Raw genomic sequence first — 10,696 nt, 5'->3', positions numbered from 1 at the left:
AGCAGGCGCGTGCGCATGCATTGTCGGCCCGTCGGCCCATTCTGCGACAGCCTGTTAGCCCCCCCTTAGCCCCCGGTGGGCACCAAGACCGGGTTGTCCGGCGTGCGGACATCGATCTCGGCGACCCCCAGGGCGGGCGCGGGCTGCCCATCCGGCGTGCGGCGCGCCGCCTGCGCCCGCGCCTGTTCCAGCAGGAGGGCCACGGACCGAGCCTTGGCGTCCACGTCCTCGGCCACACCGAACCGCACGACCATCCCGCTCTCCAGGTGCAGGCGCAGGTCCCGGGCGCTGCGAGCCTCATACCGCATCACCTGCGCCCGCAGCGGCTCCGGCATCTGGGCGTGGGCCTCCAGAGCATTGCGCAACGCCGCGTCCCGCACCTGGGCGCCCACCCCGGGCACCACCGAATGCGGGGCCGTGAGCTCGACCAGCCCTTCGCGGACCCCGCCCGCGACGACCACCCCCTCGGCATCGACCAGCCACGCCGCATCGGGAAGGCGCACCACGACGACGGGTTCCCGTGGGACGACGGTCACCTCGACCCCCGACGGCGGCCGTCGACGGATGTCGGCGTTGCGCACCCAGGGAAGGGCCTGCACCCGGGCAGCGGCCGCGCCGAGATCCACGGTGAGCAGGTTGTCGCCCGCACCCAACGCGATGGCCTGGCGGATCGCGGCTTGCTCGTCGTCGGCCACCCCGACGACCGCCACCGCATCGATGGTGAACAGCGGGGAACGGGCAACACCCGCGGCGGCGGCCGCGAGCACGATGACGGCCGCCAGGCTGCCGACCATCCGTCGGCGTCGCCGTGAGCGGTCCCGCGACACCTGGTTGCGGCGGGCACGGATGCGCGCATCCATCGGCGGTCGTCGCCCTGCGCGCGGCGGGGTCAGGGTCTCGCGGCTCACCGCTCCTCCCCGCGTCCGCCGGCCGTCGCCGGCCCCTCGAAGCCGATCAGGACGACCTCGGTGCGCAGGTCGACACCCTGCTGCTCGGCGACGGTCGAGCGCACGGTGGTGAGCACCGCGTGGACGTCGGCGGCCGTCGCCCCCGGCTCGACGGTGATGAAGTTGGCGTGCACAGGGCTGACCCGGGCTCCACCGCAGCGGTAGCCCTTCATGCCGGACGCCTCGATGAGCCGGCCCGCCGAGTCGCCCTCGGGGTTGGCGAAGACGCTGCCGCAGGACGGGGTGTTGACCGGCTGGGATCGCCGACGCCACTGCTTCATCTCGGCCATCTCCTCGCGCAGCGTCTCGGCGTCGGTCGGCGTCAGGACCAGCCCGGCCCGGATCACGACCGCGTCGCCGGGCAGGTCGGTCTGCCGGTACCGCAGCCCGAGCTCGGCGGCCGGCAGCCGCTGGACACCGCCGCCGGACGAGAGGCGGACCACGTCCGCCCACGCCAGCACGTCAGCCATCTCCCCACCGTGGGCACCGGCGTTCATCCGCACCGCGCCTCCGAGGCTGCCCGGGATCGCGACACCGAACGCCAACCCCCCCAGCCCGGCGCGGGCGAGCCTTGCGGCCAGGACGGGCATGCGCTCGGCTCCGCCCGCCACGACGGTCGTGCCGTCCACCTCGACGCCGCGAAAGCCCCGGCCGAGGGTGACCGCCACGCCCGGCCAGCCGCGGTCGGCGACGACCAGGTTGCTGCCCCGGCCGAGGATGAGGAACGGCCGGTCGAGGGCTGCGCACACCTCGGCGACCCCGACAAGGTCAGCGACCGTCTCGGCGCGCACGAACGCGGCAGCAGGGCCGCCGACCTTGATGGTGGTGTGGTCGGACAGCGGCTCGGCTGGCAGCACATCCCCGGCGACCTGCACCTCCAGTGAGCGGACCAGCTGCCGGTCCGGTGCTGCCACCTCCTCAGCCACGGTGGCCCTCCAGGCGGCGGAGGAGCACGGGGCCGAGCTCGGTGATGTCGCCTGCGCCGAGGGTGACGACCACGTCGCCGGGGGACACCAGTGCGACCACCCGGTCTGCGAGGTCCGTGCCGGCCGGCACGAATGCGACATCGACACCGGCGGCGGCGGCAGCGTCCGCCACCAGGGCACCGGTGATCCCGGGAACCGGCGCCTCCCCGGCGGCGTAGACCTCGGTGACCAGGGCCGCGTCGGCACCGACCAGGGCCGCGCCGAGCTCCTGGCCGAGGGCCGCCGTCCGCGAGTACCGGTGCGGTTGGAAGACGGCCACGATCCGTCCCGTGCCCGCGGTCTGCCGTGCGGCCGAGAGCGTGGCGAGCAGCTCGGTCGGGTGGTGGCCGTAGTCGTCGATGACCGTGACGCCCCCGGCCGTCCCCAGCCGCTGGAAGCGCCGTTGCGCGCCCCCGAACGCCGCGAGCGCGGCGCGGACGGCATCGGGGGAGGCTCCCGCCCAACGCGCCGCTGCGGCGGCGCCCGCGGCATTGGCGACGTTGTGCCGGCCGGGCAGGCGCAGGCGGAACTCGCCGAGGTCCTGGCCCGCATCGACGAGGTGGAAGCGCGACTCGTCTGGATCCAGGACCACGTCGGTGATGTGCAGGTCCGCGTCGGGGTGCTCGCCGTAGGTCGAGACCGGACCGGCGACCGCGCCCTGCAGGTCTGCCGAGCCCGGGTCGTCCAGGCAGAGGATCACCGGACCGGTGCGGCCGCCGTCGGAGGCCGGAGGGCGGCGGTCGAGGAAGTGCAGGAACGCCCGTCGCACGGCCTGCAGGTCGGGGTAGTGGTCGTGGTGGTCGAGCTCGACGTTGGTGACGACCACGGCGTCCCCCGTGAGCCAGGCAAAGGAGCCATACGCCTCGTCCGCCTCGGCCACGAAGGCCGCACCGGTGCCGTGATGCGCGCTCGTCCCCGCTTCCGCCAGTGTCCCACCGATGGCGAACGACGGGTCCAGACCGGCCATCTGCAGACACACGGTCGTCATGGCCGTGGTCGTCGTCTTGCCGTGCGTGCCGGCGATCAGCACCCGTCGCCTGCCGACCATCAACGCGTCGAGCAGCTCGGTGCGGCGCAGCACCGGCAGACCGAGCTCCCCGGCCCTGACCAGCTCGGGGTTGTCCGGGGGCACCGCTGCCGACACCGCCACCAGGTCGGCGCCCTCGACCTGGTGCGCCGCGTGGCCCACGGCGATGGCGGCTCCCATGGCGGACAGGGCGGTGCACGCCCGACCGCCGCGCAGGTCGCTGCCGCTGACCGGGTGGCCGCGCTCGAGCAGGATGTGCGCCAGCGGGCTCATCCCGGCCCCGCCGATGCCGATGAGGTGCACATGGCGTCCGGGCTGCAAGGTCTCGGTGGTCACGGTCGTCCCTCCGATCGGTTGGCGGCCCGTGCGACCATGTCTGCCACCCGCTGCGCCGCGTCGGGGTGCCCGAGCGAGCGTGCGGCGACGGCAGCCTGCGCTCGGGCGTCGTCGTCGGTGAGCCACGGTTCGGTCGTGGCCACCAGCGAACGGGGCGCCAGCCACGCGTCGGGCACGAGCTTCGCCGCCCCGGCGTCCGCGAGCGCGCGGGCGTTCGCCGTCTGGTGGTCGTCGGTGGCGTGCGGATAGGGCACGAGCACGCTCGGCAGGCCCAGCACCGTGAGCTCGGCGATCGTCGATGCCCCGGCTCGGCAGGCCACCAGGTCCGCGGCGGCGTATGCCGCCGCCATGTCGGTGACGAACTCGTGGCAGCGCACGAGCGGGGCTGCGTCTCCGTGCTCGTCGAGGGCCCGGTCCCATGCCGTGCCGACCCGCTCGTAGTCGCCCCGGCCCGCGACGTGCAGGATCTGCAGCCGCCCCGGGTCGTTCCACAGGCCGAGGCTGCCAACCGTGGCGTCGTTGAGGGTACGCGCGCCCTGGCTGCCCCCGAAGACGAGCAGGGTCCGGCGGGCGGGATCGAGGTCGAACGCGGCGAGCGCCTCGGGGCGGCTGCCCGCCAGATCCACGCCGGCGAACCCGGAGCGCACAGGATTGCCGGTCAGGGCCACCCGATCGGGGTCGCGGAAGCGCTTGCCGCTGCCGGGCACGCTGACCGCCACCGCCGTCGCCCACTGCGCGGCCAGGCGGTTGGCCAGCCCGGGGATGGCGTTCTGCTCGTGGACCACCAGGGGGATCTTCGTGCGCCGGGCGGCCAACGCCAGCGGGACCGATGCGTACCCGCCGAACACGCACGCGGCGGTCACCTCGCGTTCCCGGATGATGCCCACGGCCTGGCGCATCGCCCGCAGGACCACGAACGGCAGGCGCAGGGTCGACAGCGACGCCTTGCGGGCGAGCGGGGCCGTGTCGACGCGGTGCAGCGTCCAGCCGGCTTCGGGCACCAGCCGGGCCTCGAGGCCCTGCGACGTCCCGATGAACTCCACCTCGAGGCCGGTGTCGCGCAGGGCGGTCGCCACCGCAAGGGACGGGAAGACGTGCCCGCCGGTGCCCCCACCGGCGATCAGGACCCGCCCGCTCATCGCGGATCCCCGGTGGGGACGGTCGCGTGGCGGGCGACGGACAGCAGGATGCCCAGCCCGAGCAGCGTGATGATCAGCGAGGAGCCGCCGAAGCTGATCAGCGGGAGGGTGACCCCCGTGACCGGCAGCAACCCGACCACCGAACCCATGTTCATCCCCGCCTGCAACAGGATCCAGCCGGTGATGGCCGTGGCGACCAGCCGCCCGAACGGGTCCGGGGCCAGCCGGGCGACCCGGAAGCCGACCACCGCCACGACGGAGAACAACCCCAGCACGGTCAGCGCCCCGATCAGGCCGAGCTCCTCGCCGATGATCGCGAAGATGAAGTCGGTGTGGGCGTTGGGCACGTACAGCCACTGGCCGCGCCCCTGGCCGAGCCCCCGCCCGAAGACCCCGCCCGAGCCGAGCGCGATGTAGCCCTGCAAGGTCTGCCATCCGAGGTCGGTCGGGTGGCTCGTGGGATCGACCCACGCGAGCATGCGCTGGCGCCGGAACGGGGTGCTCGCGATGGCGACAGCCCCCAGGAGCACCGCGCACCCGGCCGCGCCGACGACAACCCGCCCCGGCAGGCCGGCGGCGAACAGCACCATGCCCCCGATGACCACGATCAACGCGGCGGTCTCCAGGTCGGGCTGGCCCATGACCAGCAGGGCCACGCCGAGGAGGAGCGGGCCCGCCGGCATGAGCAGCCCCCACACGTCCCCCGCGCGCAGGTTCGTCCACCGTCGGGCGAGCACGTGCGCGAGGAACAGGGGCACAGCCAGCTTCATCAGCTCGGTGGGCTGGAAGGTGATCGGCCCGAGGTCGATCCAGCGCCGAGCCCCGTGCGCCATGATGCCCACCCCCGGCAGGAGGACGATCACACCCAAGACCACCGAGGCGAGCAGCAGCCAGGGTGCCAGGCGGCGCCACACCCGGTAGTCGACCAGCGCCGCCCCGACGAGCAGCGGCACCCCCACCACGGCGGCCATCAGCTGGCGTTGGAAGATGCCGAAGGCGTCACCCGTGTCCGCCGCGGAGCGCACGAACGAGGAGGAGAACGTCATCACGAGCCCCAGGACGAGCAGCGTGGTGACGGCGACGGCCAGCACGGCGAACTCGCGCGGCCATCCCGTGGCCGGCCCGCGGACCTGCCGTGACTGGCGGGGGGCGGTGCGGCGGGGCGCATCAGCAGCCACGAGCGCCCTCCTCGTGTGCCCGGTCGGCGAGTGCCGCGACCGCGTCCCGGAAGACCTGACCGCGGTGCGCGTAGTCGGTGAACTGGTCCATTGACGCGCAGGCGGGCGCCAGCAGCACCGTGTCGCCGGGCCGAGCCCGGGCAGCAGCGGCCGGGACGGCCTCGGCCAGGGTTCCGGCCTCCACGGTGGCGACCCCGAGGTCCCGGGTCAGCGCCGCGATCTCCGGACCGCTGTGGCCGATGGTGACCGCGGTGCGGACGTGCTCGCGCACCGGTGCCGCCAGGGACGAGAACGCGAGGCCCTTGCCGAGCCCGCCGGCGATCCAGACCACGGACGGCTCGACCGGCGTCTCCACGCTGGCCAGCGCCGCCGCAGCGGCATGCGGGTTGGTGGCCTTGGAGTCGTTGACGTAGTGGACCCCGCGCACCGTGGCCACGTGCTCCAGCCGGTGGGGTCCCGGCCGGAAGGACGCCAACGGGCGGGCCAGGTCGGCCGGGTCGGCGCCGGCGCACTGGGCGGCGGCGACCGCGGCCACGGCGTTGGCCAGGTTGTGCGGGCCGGGGGCGGCGAGATCGGCGATGGCGGTCACGATGGTGTCGCCCGCCAACCGGCTCACGATCGCGCCCTCCACGACACCCACCTGGCCGGAAGCCGGGGGCCCGGTGGTCGTGCCGACCACGCCGGCGGGGGCGGGATGGGTGTCCAGGGCGGCGCGTGCCCCGGGGTCGTCGACGCCCACCACGGCCCAGTCGCATCCCTGCAGGCCGGGAGCGCCGGCCCGGCGCTGGCAGGCCCACACCCTGGCCTTGGCCGCGACGTAGTCCTCGAAGCCGCCGTGCCAGTCGAGGTGGTCGGGCGCGACGTTCAGGAGCACCGCCACGTCCGGCCGCAGCCGTTCGGTGAAGCGCAGCTGGAAGCTCGACAGCTCGGCGACGACCAGGGGGGGCGGGGTGGGCCCCGTCAGCAGGGCGGACAGCGGCGTGCCGATGTTCCCGCCGACCGGTGCGCCGAGGCATGCGGCGAGCAGCTCGGTGGTGGAGGTCTTGCCGTTGGTCCCGGTCACGGCGACCAGCCGGGTGCGTTCCCCGTTCAGCCGCCAGGCGAGCTCCGGTTCGCTCCACACCCGTTGACCGGAGGCGATCGCCGCGGCGAGCAGCGGGTTGCTCGGTGCCAGGCCCGGGCTCGCGACGACCACGTCGATGCCGTGCAGGACGGCCGGATCGGCCACCCCCGAGCGGGCATCCATCCCGGCCCCCCGCAGGGTGGCGGCGTGCTGCTCCGTGCCCGGGTCCGTGCGCGTGTCGACGACGGTCACCCGGTCGGCCCCGGCGCCTGCCAGCGCGTCGACGGCAGCCCGCCCGGAGGCCCCGAGGCCGATGACCAGCACCCGGGTGCCCTGCAACCCGATGGTGGGGACGCTCATCCGATCGCCCCCGGCCTGGTCAGGTAGTCGGCGTAGAAGACGCCGAGGCCGAAGGCCACCGACAGGCCGGCGATGATCCAGAACCGCACGATCACGGTGACCTCTTGCCAGCCCATCAGCTCGAAGTGGTGGTGCAGCGGCGCCATCCGGAAGATGCGCCTGCCGGTCAGGCGGAAGCTCGCAACCTGCAGGATGACGCTGGCGGTCTCCACCACGAACAGCCCGCCGAGCAGGATCAGCAGCAGCTCGGTCTCGGTCATGACGGCGAGGGCGGCGAGCATCCCACCGATCGCCAGGGAGCCGGTGTCGCCCATGAAGATCCGGGCGGGCGGCGCGTTCCACCAGAGGAAGCCGAGCGCGGCTCCGGTCGCCGCCGCCGCCGCGATCGCCAGCGCCTGCGCGTGCAGCGCCGCCTCGACGCTGTACTGCGCCTCGTTGCGAAAGATCCAGAACGCGATGACCGTGTACGCCCCGAAGATGGCGGCGCCCGTGCCGGCGGCGAGCCCGTCGAGCCCGTCGGTCAGGTTCACCGCGTTGGAGGTCGCCGCGAGGATGATGAAGGCCCAGAGCACGAAGAAGCGGCCGAAGTCCAGGTCCGTCGGGCCGATGAAGGACAGCTGGGTGGACGTCTCCGCGACGTACTGCGCGCCGAACGCGAACAACCCGGCGACCAGCGCCTGGCCCCCGAACTTCGCGGTCTTGGTGAGCCCGAGGCTCCGGTTGCGCCGGATCTTGATGTAGTCGTCCATGAACCCGACCGCGCCCATGCCGGCGAACACCCCGATGGCCAGCAGTCCCCCGGCCGAGAGCCTCGGGCCGAGCGTCAGCGTGGCGACGAAGTAGCCCACGATGGCCGACAGGATGATCGCGGTCCCCCCCATGGTCGGGGTGCCGCGCTTGGCGTGGTGGGCCTTGGGACCGTCGTCGCGGATCAGCTGGCCGTACCCGCGGCTGCGGAAGAACCGGATGACGATCGGGGTGCCCACCAGCGAGAGGACCAACGACACGCTGGCGGCGACGAGGATGGCTCTCACGGACCCTCACCCGCCAGGGCGTCGGGGAGGTGCTCCAGGCCGACGGAGCGGCTGGCCTTGACCAGCACCGCGTCGTCCCGGCGCAGCCGCCCGCGCAGGGACGCGACGGCTTGGTCGGGGCCGGCCACGCCGACCACGTCGTGCTCGGCGTACGCGCCGGACTGCATGGCGCCATCGCGGATGGCGGCAGCCGCCTCGCCGACGACGACCAAGCCGTCGATGCCGAGGCGAGCCGCGTGACGACCGACCTCCCGATGCGCCTCCTCGCTGCCCGGGCCCAGCTCGGCCATGTGCCCGAGCACGGCCCACCGGCGCCCGCCCGTGGTGATCCGCGACAGGGTCAGGAGCGCGGCGGCCATCGACGGGGGGTTGGCGTTGTAGGCGTCGTTCAGGATGACGACCCCGCCGGGCGTGCGCAGCAGCTGCATGCGCCACGGCGACACCGTCGCCGACTCCAGGGCCGCCGCCGCGCGCTCGAGGTCGACGCCGACCAGGTCGGCCGCGGCAAGGGCCGCCAGGGCGTTGCCCACGTTGTGCTCGCCGGGCAGCGCCAGCCGGACACGCCGGCCGCGGACGGTGAAGACCGGCCGCGCGAGCTCGTCGAGCTCCACGTGGTCCGGTCGCCAGTCGGCGTCGGCGCGCCGCCCGTAGGTCACGACCCGGCCGGGGGCCTGCTCGGCCATCACCGCCACCCTCGGGTCGTCGGCGTTCAGCACCGCGATGCCGTCGGGGGTCAGCGCGTGCACCAGCTCCACCTTGGCGCGTGCCACGGTGTCGATGTCACCGAGCATGGCGAGGTGGGACGCGCCCACGGTGGTGACGACCGCGATGTCGGGGGCGAGGACCGGTGCCAGCCGGGCGATGTGCCCGATGCCCCGGGTACCGATCTCGGCGACCAGCACCTCGGTGTCGGCGGTCAGACGGCAGCACGTCAGGGGCACCCCGAGCTCGTTGTTGTAGGAGCCCTGGTTGGCCACCGTCCGCCGGCCCGCCCCGGTGGCGGCCGCAACGAGGTCCTTGGTGGTGGTCTTGCCGCTGGAGCCGGTGATCGCGATCACCGTGGGACCGACCTGCTCCCGCACCCACGCGCCCAAGCCGAGCAGCGCGTCGGCGGGGTCGTCGACCAGGACCCCTCCGGGGTGGTCCGGGGCCGGCCGATCCACCTGCCACAGGTAGCCTGCCGCCCCGCGCGCCACGGCGTCGTCCACGAAGTCGTGGCCGTCGACCTGCTCACCCGGCAGTGGCACGAACAGGGACCCGGCCACCACCGTGCGTGAGTCGATCGTCACCTCGACGACCGTGTCGCGGCCCACGCCCGCGTCGCAGGGCTCGCCCCCGACCACGTCGGCGACCTGCTCGACGGTCAGTGGGATCATCGCTGGCCCGCCCGGCCGGCCAGCAGCTCGCGGGCGACGGCGCCGTCGTCGAAGTCCACGACCCGGTCGGCGAGCTCCTGGGTCGTCTCGTGGCCCTTGCCGGCGATCACGACGACGTCGCCGGGGCGTGCCTCACCGAGGGCCAGGGCGATGGCCTCACGGCGTGCGGGCTCCAGGGTGTGACGCGCACCGGGGACCTCCCGGACGCCGGCGAGCATGGCCTCGAGGATGGCCATCGGATCCTCGCTGCGGGGGTTGTCGCTGGTGAGCACGGCGAGGTCGGCGCCCTCGACGGCGGCACGACCCATGAGCGGACGCTTGCCGCGGTCCCGGTCGCCGCCGCATCCGATGACCACGATCACCCGCGCGGTCCCGGTGGCTGTCCCCGCCCCCGGCCGCGCGTCGATCAGTCCCCGCGCCGCCCGCAGCACGTTCTGCAGGGAGTCGGGCGTGTGGGCGTAGTCGACCAGGACGGTGAAGGGCTGGCCGGCCTCGACGCGCTCCATGCGTCCGGGGACGCCGGACAGGGCGGCGACACCCGCGGCGGCGATCTCGGGCGCGATGCCCATGACGTCGGCGGCCGCGACCGCGCAGAGCGCGTTGGTGACGTTGAAGTGGCCCGGCAGCGCGGTCCGCACCGGCACCGACCGTCCGCCGAGCACGGCGGTGAAGGTCGACCCGCCCGGTGCGCTCACCACGTCGCGCGCCGTCACGTCGGCGTCGGGGCGCGAGCCCACCCGCACGACCTGCAAGGCGGTCTCCCCGGCGACGCGTCGGCCGAACGCATCGTCGACGTTGACCACCGCCGCGGGTGCGAAGCGCGACGTGAAGAGCGACGCCTTCGCCTGGTAGTAGTCCTCGAGGTCGGGGTGGAAGTCCAGGTGGTCCTGCGTGAGGTTGGTGAAGACCACGACCGAGAAGCGCGTCCCGTTCACCCGGCCCAGCGCCAACCCGTGGCTCGACACCTCCATCGCCGCGGCGGTGACCCCAGAGGTGACCATGCGCCGCAGCAGCCGCTGCAGGTCGGGAGCCTCGGGGGTGGTGCGGGCGCCCGCCACGGTCTCACCCGCGATGCGGGTCGACACCGTCCCGACGACCCCGGTCGTGTGTCCCCCGGCGGCCAGGATCGACTCCATCAGGTAGGTGATCGTCGTCTTGCCGTTCGTGCCCGTGACCCCGGCGAGCTCCAGCGCCGAGGACGGGTGGTCCTGCACCGTCGCGGCCACGTCGCCGTTGTACTGCGGTCCGGATCCGGTCATGCGGTGGGGGAG

At 74.2% G+C, this 10,696-nt stretch carries 9 protein-coding genes; all 9 read right to left on the bottom strand.

Annotated elements, in window-relative coordinates; all coding sequences use genetic code 11:
* Window positions 1-65: 65 nt before the first annotated feature.
* Window positions 66-860, bottom strand: coding sequence for an FtsQ-type POTRA domain-containing protein (locus WD250_07045; GenBank protein ID MEX2619959.1), 795 nt, complete (start codon window positions 858-860; stop codon window positions 66-68).
* 44 nt (window positions 861-904) lie between these two features.
* Window positions 905-1,873: a UDP-N-acetylmuramate dehydrogenase gene (gene murB / locus WD250_07040; GenBank protein ID MEX2619958.1), complete on the bottom strand. Its 969-nt coding sequence runs from the start codon at window positions 1,871-1,873 to the stop codon at window positions 905-907.
* On the bottom strand, window positions 1,866-3,275 hold the full coding sequence (gene murC / locus WD250_07035; GenBank protein ID MEX2619957.1) for a UDP-N-acetylmuramate--L-alanine ligase: 1,410 nt from the start codon (window positions 3,273-3,275) through the stop codon (window positions 1,866-1,868). The genes murB and murC overlap by 8 nt, the downstream gene beginning before the upstream one ends.
* The gene (gene murG / locus WD250_07030; protein MEX2619956.1) at window positions 3,272-4,414 is read right to left on the bottom strand and encodes an undecaprenyldiphospho-muramoylpentapeptide beta-N-acetylglucosaminyltransferase; all 1,143 of its coding nucleotides are present in this window, start codon (window positions 4,412-4,414) and stop codon (window positions 3,272-3,274) included. The genes murC and murG overlap by 4 nt, the downstream gene beginning before the upstream one ends.
* Window positions 4,411-5,592: a putative lipid II flippase FtsW gene (gene ftsW / locus WD250_07025; GenBank protein MEX2619955.1), complete on the bottom strand. Its 1,182-nt coding sequence runs from the start codon at window positions 5,590-5,592 to the stop codon at window positions 4,411-4,413. Before ftsW ends, murG begins: the two co-directional genes overlap by 4 nt.
* Window positions 5,582-7,015, bottom strand: a complete 1,434-nt coding sequence (murD, locus tag WD250_07020) for a UDP-N-acetylmuramoyl-L-alanine--D-glutamate ligase (protein MEX2619954.1) — start codon at window positions 7,013-7,015, stop codon at window positions 5,582-5,584. The genes ftsW and murD overlap by 11 nt, the downstream gene beginning before the upstream one ends.
* Window positions 7,012-8,049 carry a phospho-N-acetylmuramoyl-pentapeptide-transferase gene (gene mraY / locus WD250_07015; GenBank protein ID MEX2619953.1) on the bottom strand — a complete coding sequence of 346 codons (1,038 nt, stop codon included), beginning with the start codon at window positions 8,047-8,049 and terminating at the stop codon, window positions 7,012-7,014. Before mraY ends, murD begins: the two co-directional genes overlap by 4 nt.
* A complete protein-coding gene (gene murF, locus WD250_07010; protein MEX2619952.1) occupies window positions 8,046-9,425 on the bottom strand; it encodes a UDP-N-acetylmuramoyl-tripeptide--D-alanyl-D-alanine ligase in 1,380 nt (459 codons plus the stop codon). The genes mraY and murF overlap by 4 nt, the downstream gene beginning before the upstream one ends.
* The coding region (locus tag WD250_07005) for a UDP-N-acetylmuramoyl-L-alanyl-D-glutamate--2,6-diaminopimelate ligase (protein ID MEX2619951.1) at window positions 9,422-10,696 on the bottom strand (1,275 nt) is incomplete at its 5' end. The genes murF and WD250_07005, both read right to left, overlap by 4 nt.

Source organism: Egibacteraceae bacterium (genome assembly GCA_040905805.1).
GTDB lineage: Bacteria > Actinomycetota > Nitriliruptoria > Euzebyales > Egibacteraceae > DATLGH01.
Note: the sequence above shows the minus strand (reverse complement) of the source record. Positions and strands in the feature narration are given on the sequence as shown.